The 12,998-nt window shown below is 35.2% G+C and carries 17 protein-coding genes; 12 read left to right on the top strand and 5 right to left on the bottom strand.

Features of this window, described 5'->3' with window-relative positions:
• Positions 1–109: 109 nt before the first annotated feature.
• The gene (locus BR72_RS07750) at positions 110–595 is read left to right on the top strand and encodes a DUF2975 domain-containing protein (protein WP_035431679.1); all 486 of its coding nucleotides are present in this window, start codon (positions 110–112) and stop codon (positions 593–595) included.
• 10 nt (positions 596–605) lie between these two features.
• Positions 606–824, top strand: a complete 219-nt coding sequence (locus BR72_RS07745) for a helix-turn-helix domain-containing protein (RefSeq protein WP_004434885.1) — start codon at positions 606–608, stop codon at positions 822–824.
• Positions 825–932: 108 nt separating this feature from the next.
• Here BR72_RS07745 and BR72_RS07740 read toward each other — a convergent pair whose 3' ends face one another.
• Together BR72_RS07740 and BR72_RS26685 are read right to left on the bottom strand one after the other, a co-directional pair.
• Positions 933–1,127: a YwbE family protein gene (locus BR72_RS07740; RefSeq protein WP_035431676.1), complete on the bottom strand. Its 195-nt coding sequence runs from the start codon at positions 1,125–1,127 to the stop codon at positions 933–935.
• Positions 1,128–1,301, bottom strand: a complete 174-nt coding sequence (locus tag BR72_RS26685) for a hypothetical protein (RefSeq protein WP_090996626.1) — start codon at positions 1,299–1,301, stop codon at positions 1,128–1,130. It lies immediately after the preceding gene.
• Between the two features lie 653 nt (positions 1,302–1,954).
• Between BR72_RS26685 and BR72_RS07735 the strand changes: the two genes are divergently transcribed.
• Both BR72_RS07735 and BR72_RS07730 read left to right on the top strand, forming a co-directional pair.
• The gene (locus tag BR72_RS07735) at positions 1,955–2,530 is read left to right on the top strand and encodes a sigma-70 family RNA polymerase sigma factor (protein ID WP_035431675.1); all 576 of its coding nucleotides are present in this window, start codon (positions 1,955–1,957) and stop codon (positions 2,528–2,530) included.
• On the top strand, positions 2,520–3,884 hold the full coding sequence (locus tag BR72_RS07730; RefSeq protein WP_035431673.1) for a DUF4179 domain-containing protein: 1,365 nt from the start codon (positions 2,520–2,522) through the stop codon (positions 3,882–3,884). Before BR72_RS07735 ends, BR72_RS07730 begins: the two co-directional genes overlap by 11 nt.
• A 341-nt stretch (positions 3,885–4,225) precedes the next feature.
• On the opposite strand, the gene BR72_RS07725 is transcribed toward BR72_RS07730, so the two are convergent.
• Positions 4,226–4,678 carry a hypothetical protein gene (locus BR72_RS07725; protein WP_156107916.1) on the bottom strand — a complete coding sequence of 151 codons (453 nt, stop codon included), beginning with the start codon at positions 4,676–4,678 and terminating at the stop codon, positions 4,226–4,228.
• 429 nt (positions 4,679–5,107) lie between these two features.
• Here BR72_RS07725 and BR72_RS07720 point away from each other — a divergent pair, with 429 nt between their 5' ends.
• From BR72_RS07720 to BR72_RS26680, 6 genes are all read left to right on the top strand, one after another.
• Positions 5,108–5,803, top strand: coding sequence for a response regulator transcription factor (locus BR72_RS07720; RefSeq protein ID WP_035431668.1), 696 nt, complete (start codon positions 5,108–5,110; stop codon positions 5,801–5,803).
• A 1-nt stretch (position 5,804) separates the two neighbouring features.
• Positions 5,805–6,740 (top strand): HAMP domain-containing histidine kinase, encoded by a 936-nt coding sequence (locus tag BR72_RS07715; RefSeq protein WP_035431666.1) that lies wholly within the window; start codon positions 5,805–5,807, stop codon positions 6,738–6,740.
• A 124-nt stretch (positions 6,741–6,864) separates the two neighbouring features.
• Positions 6,865–7,788 (top strand): ABC transporter ATP-binding protein, encoded by a 924-nt coding sequence (locus BR72_RS07710; RefSeq protein WP_035431664.1) that lies wholly within the window; start codon positions 6,865–6,867, stop codon positions 7,786–7,788.
• Positions 7,781–8,461 carry an ABC transporter permease gene (locus BR72_RS07705; protein WP_035431662.1) on the top strand — a complete coding sequence of 227 codons (681 nt, stop codon included), beginning with the start codon at positions 7,781–7,783 and terminating at the stop codon, positions 8,459–8,461. Before BR72_RS07710 ends, BR72_RS07705 begins: the two co-directional genes overlap by 8 nt.
• A 28-nt stretch (positions 8,462–8,489) precedes the next feature.
• Complete coding sequence (locus BR72_RS07700; protein ID WP_035431660.1) at positions 8,490–9,182, top strand: ABC transporter permease; 693 nt, start codon at positions 8,490–8,492, stop codon at positions 9,180–9,182.
• A gap of 159 nt (positions 9,183–9,341) precedes the next feature.
• Positions 9,342–9,497: a hypothetical protein gene (locus BR72_RS26680; RefSeq protein ID WP_090996641.1), complete on the top strand. Its 156-nt coding sequence runs from the start codon at positions 9,342–9,344 to the stop codon at positions 9,495–9,497.
• Between the two features lie 121 nt (positions 9,498–9,618).
• Here the strand turns inward: BR72_RS26680 and BR72_RS07695 are convergent, their stop codons facing one another.
• Entirely contained in the window at positions 9,619–10,077 is a 459-nt protein-coding gene (locus BR72_RS07695) for an NUDIX hydrolase (protein WP_035431657.1), read from the bottom strand.
• A gap of 277 nt (positions 10,078–10,354) precedes the next feature.
• Positions 10,355–10,858 (bottom strand): DinB family protein, encoded by a 504-nt coding sequence (locus BR72_RS07690; RefSeq protein WP_035431655.1) that lies wholly within the window; start codon positions 10,856–10,858, stop codon positions 10,355–10,357.
• 341 nt (positions 10,859–11,199) lie between these two features.
• Between BR72_RS07690 and BR72_RS07685 the strand changes: the two genes are divergently transcribed.
• Both BR72_RS07685 and BR72_RS07680 read left to right on the top strand, forming a co-directional pair.
• Complete coding sequence (locus tag BR72_RS07685) at positions 11,200–11,745, top strand: RNA polymerase sigma factor (RefSeq protein ID WP_035431652.1); 546 nt, start codon at positions 11,200–11,202, stop codon at positions 11,743–11,745.
• Complete coding sequence (locus BR72_RS07680) at positions 11,735–12,892, top strand: DUF4179 domain-containing protein (protein WP_035431650.1); 1,158 nt, start codon at positions 11,735–11,737, stop codon at positions 12,890–12,892. The genes BR72_RS07685 and BR72_RS07680 overlap by 11 nt, the downstream gene beginning before the upstream one ends.
• The last annotated feature ends 106 nt before the right edge of the window (positions 12,893–12,998 follow it).

Below are 12,998 nucleotides of genomic sequence, written 5' to 3'. Positions count from 1 at the left end.
TGATATTTCAATAACAATAATAATATAATGAAAAACAGTATGAATTTATTGTAAAACGATAAATTGTGTGCTAAAATCATGTTGCTATTAAATAAGTGAGGTGTTTTAAATGAATGGTAAACGAGGTTCAACCACTTTCTTAAAGGTAATTATTTTTCTAGCTGGAATTGCAGTTCTTGCTTTATGTATATTTTTAGTTCCCCATATGGCGAATTTCGCAGCAAAACTGTATCCAAATATTGCCCCAATGAAATATCTCGTTTTCATCGTGATGTATGGAGCGGCTGTGCCTTTTTACTTTGCTCTCTATCAGGCTTTCAATCTTTTACGGTACATTGACGAGAACACAGCGTTCTCGGAATTATCTGTAAAGGCGTTAAAGAACATAAAGTGTTGTGCGATTACAATCAGTGGTTTGTATGTATTAGGTTTGCCACTCTTTCATTTTATAGCGAAGAAAGTTGACCCTCCTATTGGATTAATGGGACTCATCATCATGTTTGCTTCGTCGGTTATCGCCGTTTTTGCTGCTATCCTCCAACGGCTTCTACAAGAAGCGATTAACATAAAATCAGAAAATGATTTGACGGTCTGAGGTGGAGGATATGGCAATTATTATTAACATTGATGTGATGTTAGCAAAACGAAAAATGAGCGTAACGGAGCTTTCGGAGAGGGTTGGAATTACTATGGCGAATCTTTCTATTCTGAAAAATGGGAAAGCAAAAGCAGTTCGTTTTTCAACATTAGAAGCGATATGTAAGACTTTGGATTGTCAGCCAGGTGATATTTTGGAGTACAAAAGCGATGAAGACACTCAATAAACGCAAAGAAGGGATAGCTTAATGGCTATCCCTTCTTTGCGTTTATTGATGTGATTTGCAATGTTTGCAAATCAAAAGGGAACCCGTTAGATAAAATGAGCTCCTTTTTTATTGTACAATGTGCTGTACTCTGCCAACCTGTCCGTCTTGTAAACGCACTTTTATGCCATGTGGATGAGAAGGTGAGTTTGTCAAAATGTCTTTCACTATTCCTCGCGTTAACTTTCCAGTACGCTGATCTTGCTTTAGTACAATATCAACTTCGAGACCAGGCGATATATTTGCGCGTTTCTGCCCGTTCATTTATACACCTGTGCGTCTGCGTTGATTGTTTGGCTTCTTCGTTTGTTGATTTTGCAGCTTCTTCGTTGCTTGATTTTGATTTTTCGCATTAGCTCCATTTCCATTTCCTTGCTTTTTCTTCGCAAGTTGCTCACGCATTACATCGGCTAAGCTTACTTTTTTATTTTCTGACATATGAAATCTCCTTTTATATACAGTGAATTGTAAACAATCATAGTGAACTCCATCATATCATTGTTGAGGGGAGAAATGAAGCGGGTCTATAGAGAAATAAGAAGTTCATCAATTAAAAACGACATTAACCCCTTTTTTTAGGGTGGGCGAGAGCGTCTGGCGGTGCATGGAAGCGGTCAGAGGCTTTTCCTGCCACATGTGAAGTAAAAACAGAAAGAGTGAACGGATATGTTGTCTATCTTTGGTGATGTAATAAACATGAAGGGAGCGTGATTGATTGTAAATAGTTTATGAAGAACTATAATTTTTTAATTATTTTTTTATGTTCACAAAAATTTTTGAACCTTTTTTCGTAATAGAGCGAATATAAGAGTGAAAAATACTTTAGGGGAAAAGGCTCAAAAAAATTTAGTATTAAGTGACAATGGAAATCAAAGATATTTCGAACACGACTGTGAATATAGTAACGGTTGTGGAAAGGCTGGTGAGTGATAAAGACTGGTATTATGAAAGGGATGGGTAGAAAGCGAACATAACATTGTAAAATGGCACTATATACAGTAGGAAGTTATACACCCCTTAGAAAGAGGTTCAACAATTAAGTGAATCTAGAAATATAGACTATTTTACGAGAGGCAGAGGGGGTTCTAAACGTGGACAAAACAGAATGGCAAGAATGGTTAGAAAGGCTGGTTGCTGGAGACCAAAAGGCCTTTCAACATATATATGAAGCGACGAGTAAAGATGTATATCGAACGGTATCGTTTCTCGTTGTAGATCAGCACGATGTAGATGACATTGTGAATGGAGTTTATATTCGTATGTGGAAATCATTTGCGAAATATGATCCTAGTCGTCCGTTTTCATTTTGGCTACATAGTTTAATTGTGCATGAGGTACAAGATTGGAGAAGGAAATTGTGGCGCAGATTCCGGATTCTCGAGAAGAGCAAAGAATTTTGGCAGGACCAGTTTCCTAGAATAGATGAAGAGGTGCTGCATATGGAAACACGCAGTGAATTGCTAGAATTAGTGAAAACACTATCGTATAAGCATCGTGAAGTGATAATTATGCGGTATTTTCATGAATACAGCTTGGATGAGATTGCCTTACTTGTCGGAATTCCGGTCGGTACAGTGAAATCCCGGTTACACACGGCGCATAGGCAATTGCGAAAAGAGATGGAAAAGTTACCGATTGGAGAGGGGGAAAAGGTAAATGGATTTTGAAAAACAATTGCGTGAAGAATTTCAAAGAGAAGCCGAGCATATGCAACCATCCAATAAATTGAAAAATAGAGTGAGTGATTCGTTTGAAGAATATCGTCAAACGAAGGTGACATACAAAAGTTTAATAAAGAAACGCGTGTTAATAGGTGCTACTGCCGCGGCATGTATCGGAACTCTCTTCATATTTAGTACGGCTATGCCGAGCTATGCAAATAAGTCTACGTTAACCTCAATCTTCAAGCCTGTATTAGATTATTTTCATATAAAAGAAGGCGCCGAAAAAATTACGAAAGAATCTGCTACCGTTAAGGAGAATAACGGGGTAAAAGTGACGATTAATAGTACGGTGTATGACGGCGTTACATTAATCGTTTCTTACACCGTAGAAGGTAGTAAACCGTTTGATGAAGTACCGAAAATAGAGACGGATAAGAGCTATATTGTTATATCAAATGAGAAAAATTTCGTGGAACAGAAACAAGAGTATGGCGAATTTAAAGATAAAGATCATAAAGTATATTCCGGAGCTATGACATTTGATTTCAATAACAGTAGCTTTAATCCAGACTTGCAAGCGAAGGAAGATGGAAATCGAATTAAAGTATCCGATATAGCAAATAATTTTAATCTTTCTCTTAATATAGATAGATTAGGCGGAAGAGAAGGGAAAACGCATGGAAAATGGGATTTTGATTTGCCTGTTCAAAGTGCACCAGCGAAACAAAGTGAGAAGGAAATTATCGTTAATAAAGATTTAAGTGCGTTACGCCCTAAGGCGAAATTAGAGAAAGTCGTTGTAACTCCTCTTAGAATTTATTTGCAAGGAACTGCGGCAGAAGAAGGCGGACCATTTGATTACCTTGTGTTAGACGATAAAGGAGAAGTCTTAAAGCAAATGGAGAATCAGGCAGTTATTACTGATGATAATGCGGTCTCAACAGCAGCTTTCGAAACAATTAGTCGGGATACGAAATCAATAACAGTCATTCCTTATGTATATGGTAAGAAACACTCGGGGTATGACACGAAAAATAAAATTCCTGTTAATAAGGCGGGAGAAACGAAAGTTCCTCTTGGTGGTAATGAGGAAATGACTATAACGAGAATTGAGGAAAAAGACGGAGAAACATATGTATACTATAAAACGACGAAACCAATCAGTAATTTATGGCCGTTCTTCTTAGTAGACGAAGATGGAAAAAAAGAATTTGGAAAGCAGGAAAAGCGTATCAGCACAGTAAAAGGAAAGGAATCGGTAGAGGTCTTTAGAACAACATTTGGAGATAAAAAGTTATTTATCGTGAATCCGAATACTGTGTATTATGATCAAGCGTTTACGGTAGAATTTAATTAAAATGAAGTAAAGTAAGCCTTCTCGAATCTTCGTAAGTTGCTCACGCATTACATCGGGTAGGCTTTACTTTTTTATTTTCTGACATATGAAATCTCCTTTTATATACCATTCAGAGTGAACCCCAGCATATCATCGTTGAGGGGGAGAAATGAAGCTTGATTATGAAGAAAAAAATTAGGGATATGAGAGCGGAAAAGTTGCCGGAAAGGACCTCTTTTGGAAGTACGTTAAAATGAATCATAGTCCATATAGAAATACAAGTGGAAAGTCCCTCCAGTGTATGAACTGAAGGGGCTTTCCACTTATATCTCTAAATTGTGGATCTGTAATAATCTGTTCTCTTATGGCGTGACAGGGCTAAGAGGAGCGTAAGGGTAATGTGGAAGACCATATGAGGTGACAGGAGTAGGTGAAAATTGATCATGCAAGACTGTATTTCCTTCTTGCGGAACACCCGCAGCATTGACTCCGAATGTGTTCGTGATGACACTTTTGGCAGGGCCGTGTTGAGAGGTCACAAGTACTTCGTAGCAAGGACTTGGCATCTGGAAGGAATTTGGAAGGGATGCGTGAATTACGAGAAGATTGCGCGGAGGGATTGTAAACGTAAACGGTGTGAGAATCGGTTGAACGTTGTCGGGCGGAGCGATGCTGCTTTGCTGAGTTTGAATCGTTTGTGCGGTGTTTAAAGATGGATTGACGACTTGTCCACATAAAAATGCAAACTTGGCAACTTCGGTTGGATTATACGTATTTTGCCAATCTAACACGGATACTGTGACAGTTTGGGGCATGTTGTAATCTTCATTTAAAAGCGTGACAATCACGATTTCGGTATTGGGGTTTCTCCATATAGATCCTGTCGTAAATACAGCGGATTCCCTTGGATAGTTTGGAGCTGGAGCAGGATACCCATAAGAATTAAAGTGTTTTGCTGACAAGAATAATAAAACTCCTTTCTTTTAGAATGTAATTTAATTATATGCCATTGCGTCCTTTTTGCTTGTATGCTTGTCCGATTCATAATGTTATTGAATATTTTGTTTTTTTATGGGAAATAAAAGTCGTTTAAAAGAAATTGTATTCATATATATAAGAAATTAACGGTATCAAAGAATGAACACGGTTATATGTATATGTGATTCACTCCGTATATTGTATTTACCAAATTCAACCACCATATTACAATGTAAATATAAATTTTCAAGAAAACGGGTGATGGTGTGCAGCATAAAATTTTATTAGTAGAAGACGATATTTCTATTCAAGAAATGGTGAGGGGGTATTTAACGAAAGAGGGATTTATTGTAGCGGTAGCTTCTGATGGAGAGGAAGGAATGACGAGGTTTTTAGAAGATCAGTTTGATTTAATTATTCTTGATATTATGATGCCTAAAATAGATGGCTTAGAAGTGATGAATATGATTCGGAAAAAGAGCTCTGTTCCGATTTTAATTATGTCCGCAAAGGATACGGATCTTGATAAGGCGTTAGGACTTGGACTCGGCGCAGATGATTATATTTGTAAGCCGTTTTCTATGATTGAGTTATCCGCACGGGTGAAGGCTGGAATTCGCCGGTCAACTACGTATTCCGCTCCGCAGCAAAAGCAAGATGACATGATTGTAATTGGGAATTTGAAAATTGATACAGCTAATTTTACTGTTCAGAAAAATAATGAAGCTATTAAACTTACATCGAAAGAGTTTGAGCTTTTAAAGTTATTTGCGAGCAATCAAAATCGCGTGTTTACGAAGGCGCAAATTTATAGCTTAATTTGGAATGAAGAATATTACGGTGATGAGAATGTCATTAATGTCCATATGAGAAGGTTGCGGGAAAAAATTGAGGACGATCCCTCTCAGCCGCAGTACATTAAGACGTTATGGGGCATCGGTTATAAACTGGAAGTGATATAGAATGGTTGTATTTTTAACGGCAATTATTTTTTTATTAATTGGTATCATTTATTTTCAATATCGCACAGGAAAAAATCGAAGTGCAAATTTACGTTATACATATGAAAAGCTTCATATGATTCTAGAAAAGAAAACGAGTGAAAATTTATTAGTTTTGACAGATGATAAAGAGTTGAAGTCATTATTAGTGGCAATCAATTATTTATTAGATGAAAAGAAAAAAACAATTGCGAAGCATTCAAAACTGGAAATCTCCATGAGAAAGATGCTTTCTAACATTTCGCATGATTTAAAGACCCCGCTTACTGTGGTTCTTGGTTATGTGGAAATTTTAAATGTAGATAAAACGATAAGTGAAGAAGATCGGAAAGTATTACTAGAAAAAGTTCATACGAAAACGTTAGAAGTGCTCGATCTTATACATAAATTTTTCGATCTTGCCAAATTAGAATCTGGCGATAAAGACATTGAAATGAAGCGAGTTTATATGAATGAAATTTGTCAGGAACATATGCTGTCATTTTATGATTTATTAACAACGCAAGGATTTGACGTTCATATCGATATACCGGAAACGCCGATATATGCACACGGGAATACAGAAGTGATTGGAAGAATTATGAATAACTTAATTTCAAATGCAATTGCCTACGGGGGAGACGGAAAAACATTAGGGGTTACACTTCGAAGTGATGATCAATTTGTGTACGTGGACATATGGGATAAAGGGAAAGGAATCTCTGAATCTCATATTGATAAAGTGTTTGAACGGATGTACACATTAGAAGATTCACGCAATCGTTTGTATCAAGGAAGTGGACTTGGGCTGACGATTACGAAGCGTCTTGTAGAAGCATTAGGGGGAGAAATTCATCTATCTAGTACGCCCTATGAGAAAACAGTATTTACGATTATGTTAAGAAGAATCAATTTTTAGCTTGTAGAAAGAGCAATTCTACAAGCCTTTTTAACTTAAGAAATTTGTAAGGAATAGGTAAGAAAAAAGAGAATTTCATTTCTTATTATATAAATATAGAGCGGGAGCGAAAGGGGAATGAACGATGACGTACGTATTGAAAACGAATCAATTAACGAAAGTGTTTCACGGTAAAGAAGTTATTTCTAACGTAAATATGCATGTGAAACAAGGGGAAATATATGGATTTCTTGGACCAAACGGTGCTGGTAAAACAACGATTATGAAAATGATTACGAATTTAATTAAACCGACGAGCGGCGAGATTGAGATTTTCGGTGAGAAATTAACAAATACATCATATGAAGTACTAAAGCGAATGGGGACAATTATTGAATATCCAATTTTTTATGAAAAACTAACAGCTAAAGAGAATCTAAATTTACACTGCGAATATATGGGGTTCTATGACAAGAAAGCAATTGATAGGGCGTTAGACCTTGTAAATTTACACAATGTTGATGATAAGCAAGTAAAAGATTTTTCACTTGGGATGAAGCAGCGACTAGGGATAGCAAGAGCGATTACAACAAAACCAGAGTTGTTAATTTTAGATGAACCAATCAACGGTTTAGATCCAATCGGCATTAAAGAGTTACGAGAATTATTTAAAATACTTTGTAAAGAATATGGAATTACGCTGTTAGTGTCTAGCCACATTTTAGGTGAAATGGAACAAATGGCAGATACAATTGGTGTCATTCAAAACGGAAAGCTAATAAAAGAAGTTTCCATGAAAAGTATTAATGGGCAACAAACGGAGTATATTGAAGTTACTGTTCAAGATGTGAAACAAGCAGCTTATCTGTTAGAAAATAGACTGCACCTGACAAATTATAAAATTATGGGTGGAAATATAATTCGCATTTATGACACGTCAGTAACGCAGCAAGCCATTTCAAAAACATTGATTATGAATGATATAGAAATTGAGAGTATCAATAAAAAGAATAGTTCATTGGAAGAGTACTTCTTAAATCTTATGAATGGAGAGGGAATCCATGCTTAATTTAATAAGATTAGAACTTGTTAAATTTAAATTATGGCCAGTCATTAAAGGAGCTTTCATTGCACTTCTTATTATGCTGGGTTTTGTTACATTAATTATGCTTGATGGGGAATTTAAAAGTTACGATGATGCTTTTCGGTTTATTGATATTTTTGTGAAAGCAACCTTTATGATATTTGGCGCAAGTTTAATTGCTAAATTTATTATTCAAGAATTTAAAGAAAAGACAATGACAGTTATGTTTATGTATCCGATTAATCGTAAAAAAATGATGATTGCAAAATTGTTCATTATTATGATCTTTACATTTCTTTCGATTGTTATTTGTGACATTGTAATTTTTAGTTTCTTTTATGGATTAAATGTATATTATTCAGTCATAACAGAGCCGTTAACGATGACAATTCTTTTGCCAAATGCCTCTAAATTATTAATGAATGCCATTGCGGCAACTGGAATTAGTTTAATTCCCTTATATTTTGGTATGAAAAAGTATTCAGTGCGGACAACAATTGTATCGGCGGTTATTATTATGTCCCTACTAACATCGAGCTTATCTGGTCATTATTCCTTATATGATATTATTTTGGTCCCTATTACATTAGCTTGCATTGGACTATTGATTGCCTATATGACTGTAAGAAAAATAGAGCAAGTGGATCTGTTTAAATAAATTAGGTGAACTAGGAGGAGAGCCCATTATGCTACACCTCATGAAGTTAGAAATGAAAAAGTTTAAATTTGGTTGGTATGTAAAAGGAGCGTTGCTTGCTAACGTCATTATTACGACTTTGTTCATTTCCATGAACTATATACAGGAAGTAGAAAAAGATTTCATTATGACGAATGCTGAGGATGCTTTTTTATTGATAGGGACAATGGTAAGGGCGACGTTTATTGTGTTTGCTGCAGTATTACTTTCGCAATTAGTTATTGAAGAATATAAAAATAAGACAATCATGCTTATGTTCTCTTATCCAGTTAAGCGGAAGCAACTCTTTGCTAGTAAATTAGCTATTATAGCGATACTGACATTTATAACAATTTGGTTATCTAACATAATCGTTACAGGTGCAGTCTTTGTTTTACATGAATATTTTTCGTTTATATCATATTCGATCACATTTACTGACTGGATGCAGCAAGCGATCAACATGATTCCATTTGCAGTCGCTGCTGCAGGTACAAGTTTAATTCCGCTATATTTCGGAATGCGTAAATATTCTGTTCCGATCACAATTGTATCATCATTGCTTGTCGTTTCATTCGCTTGTTCTAATAATCCAGGATTTTCAGTGGTCGTGATTATTCCCATTCAGTTTGTCCTTGCAGCTGTTGGACTGATGATTGCCTACTTAGCAATTCGAGACATTGAGAAAAAAGATGCGATTTAGAAAGGGATATAAGGGCGCCGAGAGCATCTGGCCGCGTATAGAAGCGGTCAGGGCCTTTTTCTGCCACATGCGAGGTTTAAAACAGAGGAAGAAAGCAAGTTGCGGTCATGGTGTATTTCAAAGACTTATATGTCGAATATCTACTTAGGGGGAACGGTTATGGATTTACTTGTACTTAATCTAGTAGGTGGATTGATAATACTTTTAATAGGAGGAGTCTTATATTACAGAAAACCAGAGAAGAAGTCTTTTTTACTTTTACTGATGATAGGGACAGTAAGTATAATTATAAATGGAATTAGAATGCTTTTATAATAGGTGATGATAACTGCGAGCCACAATTATAAGAAAAACGCACTCATCTGAGTCCGGTAGAATATCGAACGCAGGTGAGTGTGTAACCATATACCTCTTTTGTTTACTTGATAGGAAAAAATTAGTTCTTTATTCTCATAAACTCCAACAAATCATCAAAAACTTCCTGTTGATTTTTCCATAGTTCAGGTAAGTTATCTAAGGGGAAAAATTTTAGCTGTAAGCTTTCTTCATTATCAGTATGTAATGTTCCATGAAAATCCTTGCAAATATAAGTCAATTTCACTAAGGCAACTTGATCACCGTTAGATAGTGTTCTCTCGTATTTTTTTCCAGAATACACATTAAAGAATTCAAGTTTACCTAATTGTAAGCCTGTTTCTTCAAACACTTCTCTTCTTGCTGTATCTTCAACTGTCTCGCCAAATTCCATAAATCCGCCAGGTTGTCCCCACTTGCCGTTATCAGATCGTAATTGCAGAAGCACTTCATTTTTTTCGTTCAATACAAAACAACCTGCGACCACCATAATTACTTTTTCATGTCCAACCATATTTCGTAAATAACTTATATAATCCATACGTTTCAGCTCCAATATTCATTTGTATCCATTATAAATGATTCCAGACTGACCCAAAAGGCACATAATTGCCTTTTGGGTCAGTGTTTTTTCCGTTATCGATTGTTCTTTGCAATATATCGGCGCTTTTCACAATATATCGGCGATTCGACACGATTTAAAGACGCTTCGACGATATTCAACATACAAGTAGTCGATTTGCTGAGCTGAATAAAAGTGAAAGAATAAGAAGCTGCCCAAAAGTGAAACTTTGGGGCAGCTTCTTAGTAAGCAAACATTACCTCTTTGGCTCTTCCATTCCAGCTGCAGCCCATTCTTCTTTTGCCGGGCCGTAAATGCCAGGAACTTTCAATCCTGCCTGGCGCATAAGGACTGTCATTTGTCCGCGGTGGTGGTTTTGGTGATTGATGATCGTCATAAGAAAGATTGAATTGGGCATTTGCTGTCCGAAGAAGTCATTTAAAGTAGCTAAGTCTTTGTCTGTCCATTGTGTTTGAATTGCTTCAACAAATGCACTGGCAGTTTGACGATAGCTATCTGCAATAAACTGAGCTGAAGTTGGAACAGGGAAGTCATTCGCCGGTGCGTCAAACTGGAGTCCTGTGCGGGATGCGATAACAGGAATAGCTTCCACAATATGCCATGCAATGCGTCCTAGCGTCCAATTGTCCGGTGTAATTTCTTGTGTCAGTGATTCATCAGTTAGCATATCTAATACTTTTTGTGTTGAATCTGCTTCGTATTTCCATGCTTTTAAAAAACCTTCTACAGTTTGGAACATAGAAAAAACCTCCTATGGTTAGATTCAAATGGTAAATTCGTGAAAGTTTTGTCGTTTCCTTCTAGTATTTTAATTTACAAGAGATTTTTATCAGAGTTACAGAAAGATATATGATAGAAGGAGTTATATATAAATTAAAAAACGACATAAAAACCCCTTTCTTTTAAGGGGGAACGAGAGCATCTGGTCGTGTATAGAAGCAACTTATATGTTGGAAAATTAAAATGGATTTATATAGTATTTGAAAAAAATCCTATAAAATGCAACCATTTGAATCTCTATATAGTCTAATAGGTGTACAAAGATATATACGTATATGAATCTTTTAAAGGGGGAGCTATATGGAGTTACTCTTAAAGCGAGCACAAAAGGGTGATGAAGAAGCCTTTATTGAGGCAATTGATATTATAATGCCGCAAATGTATAAGGTCGCAAAAGCACGTCTCAAAAATGAAGAAGATATAGGCGATGCTGTGCAGGAAACCATTCTTGCAGCGTTTAGCAATTTGAAGAAATTAAAAGAACCGCGCTATTTTAAAACATGGATTATGAAAATATTAATGAATAAGTGTAACGATATAATAAGAAAAAATAAAATTGTATATGTCGAAGATTACGAGCAAGTTCCGAGTCAGCATGCGATGAATGAAAAGATAGAACAAAAATTAGATTTCGAAAGTATTTTAAACCATTTAAGTGTCGAGTACAGATTAGTGATAGTTTTATTTTATGTAAATAAATTTACGACAAAAGAAATAAGTGAAATTTTAAGTGAAAAAGAAGGAACGATAAAATCGAGATTAAGTAGAGCAAGGCAGCAGTTAAAAACATACTACTTACAAGAAGATCAAACATTAAGTAATGGGAGGAGTTCAAATGAATCTTAACTTTGAGAAGCAGTTAGAAGAATCATTAAATGAAGATATCTTAATCCCTAAAAGTGTTATAGAAAAGAAAGAATTTGCTTTTGAGCAAATCAGAAACAGTAAAAAAATGAAAAAACGATTTTCATATAAAAAACAAATTGCTGCTGTGATTACAGGCCTATCTATTGCGGGTCTTGCTTTGTATGGTGAGTCTCCTATGGCGATGGTAAAGGAAATCTTCCTTACAAAAGATCGAGGGGTACAAAAGGCTACGGATAACGGATATATGCAAAAAGTAGAGAAAAATAATAGTATGAAAGATAGTGGAGTTACCATTCAAGTAAAAGACATAGCGTATGATAAATCAAAAATCGTATTTTCATTACGGTATAAATTTGATGATAAAAGTGTGTTGCAGAAAGTTTCTGAATTAAATATGGTATACGATTTAACTGACAATAAAGGAAGATATATAGAAAAAGCTGATACAACAACTGGTTTAACGAAGGAGAATGGAGAAATATTGGCAAGCGGAGAACAAAGTATACAGGTAGATGCAGAGCATGGTGAACTGACAGGTAATTTTGTTTTATATCCAATGAATCCGATTACTGATATTGAGAGTTTGAATTTCAATATACAATCAATTCAATTATTTTCATCACTAGAAAATCAAGATACTACATTTATGACAGAAGCAGAAACAAAATCTAATATCGTTAAAGAAAATATTTTTGCATTTCATAAAAATGGCATGCAATTAAATAAAGAAATTCTTGGGAAATGGGAAAATAGTATCACGGTCGATAATAAATTTAATAAAATTCATGATATCAAATATGTTCCTCAACAAAAACTAGAATCTTTAAAAATCTCTTCTGCTGAATTGTTGCCAACAGGGATGAATATCACGTTTGAATATGATTCTGTAGAGGATGTTGAAAAGAGAAAACAAATAATCCAGACAATTAATAGTATTACTTTAATTGATCATAAAGGAAAAGCGCATCAATCAACATTGAAGGGATATTCAAAAACTTTAAATAATGAGAAGAGCATTAAGGTGAAAACATTTGATATTACTTCTTTTGATGAAGTAGGAGATTTTAAAGTGATTTTGAAAGATGAGAATGGAAAAGATGTTGAGATTAATTTAAAGAAAGAATAATTGGTAAGGAAAGAAGACTTTTTAAGAAAGTCTTCTTTTTTGCTTGTCCTTTTCGTTATTAACTGGAGTTAATACACCTAGAGAATATTCGTAGATTGGTAATAGA

This window comes from Bacillus sp. UNC322MFChir4.1 (assembly GCF_000746135.1).
GTDB lineage: Bacteria > Bacillota > Bacilli > Bacillales > Bacillaceae_G > Bacillus_A.
Note: the sequence above shows the minus strand (reverse complement) of the source record. Positions and strands in the feature narration are given on the sequence as shown.

Bases quoted from the DNA above. Each gene is read 5' to 3' on its own strand.
- BR72_RS07750 (WP_035431679.1), top strand. From the start codon at position 110: ATGAATGGTAAACGAGGTTCAACCACTTTCTTAAAGGTAATTATTTTT.
- BR72_RS07745 (WP_004434885.1), top strand. From the start codon at position 606: ATGGCAATTATTATTAACATTGATGTGATGTTAGCAAAACGAAAAATG.
- BR72_RS07740 (WP_035431676.1), bottom strand. From the start codon at position 1,127: ATGAACGGGCAGAAACGCGCAAATATATCGCCTGGTCTCGAAGTTGAT.
- BR72_RS26685 (WP_090996626.1), bottom strand. From the start codon at position 1,301: ATGTCAGAAAATAAAAAAGTAAGCTTAGCCGATGTAATGCGTGAGCAA.
- BR72_RS07730 (WP_035431673.1), top strand. From the start codon at position 2,520: ATGGATTTTGAAAAACAATTGCGTGAAGAATTTCAAAGAGAAGCCGAG.
- BR72_RS07725 (WP_156107916.1), bottom strand. From the start codon at position 4,678: ATGCCCCAAACTGTCACAGTATCCGTGTTAGATTGGCAAAATACGTAT.
- BR72_RS07715 (WP_035431666.1), top strand. From the start codon at position 5,805: ATGGTTGTATTTTTAACGGCAATTATTTTTTTATTAATTGGTATCATT.
- BR72_RS07710 (WP_035431664.1), top strand. From the start codon at position 6,865: ATGACGTACGTATTGAAAACGAATCAATTAACGAAAGTGTTTCACGGT.
- BR72_RS07705 (WP_035431662.1), top strand. From the start codon at position 7,781: ATGCTTAATTTAATAAGATTAGAACTTGTTAAATTTAAATTATGGCCA.
- BR72_RS07700 (WP_035431660.1), top strand. From the start codon at position 8,490: ATGCTACACCTCATGAAGTTAGAAATGAAAAAGTTTAAATTTGGTTGG.
- BR72_RS26680 (WP_090996641.1), top strand. From the start codon at position 9,342: ATGGATTTACTTGTACTTAATCTAGTAGGTGGATTGATAATACTTTTA.
- BR72_RS07695 (WP_035431657.1), bottom strand. From the start codon at position 10,077: ATGGATTATATAAGTTATTTACGAAATATGGTTGGACATGAAAAAGTA.
- BR72_RS07690 (WP_035431655.1), bottom strand. From the start codon at position 10,858: ATGTTCCAAACTGTAGAAGGTTTTTTAAAAGCATGGAAATACGAAGCA.
- BR72_RS07685 (WP_035431652.1), top strand. From the start codon at position 11,200: ATGGAGTTACTCTTAAAGCGAGCACAAAAGGGTGATGAAGAAGCCTTT.
- BR72_RS07680 (WP_035431650.1), top strand. From the start codon at position 11,735: ATGAATCTTAACTTTGAGAAGCAGTTAGAAGAATCATTAAATGAAGAT.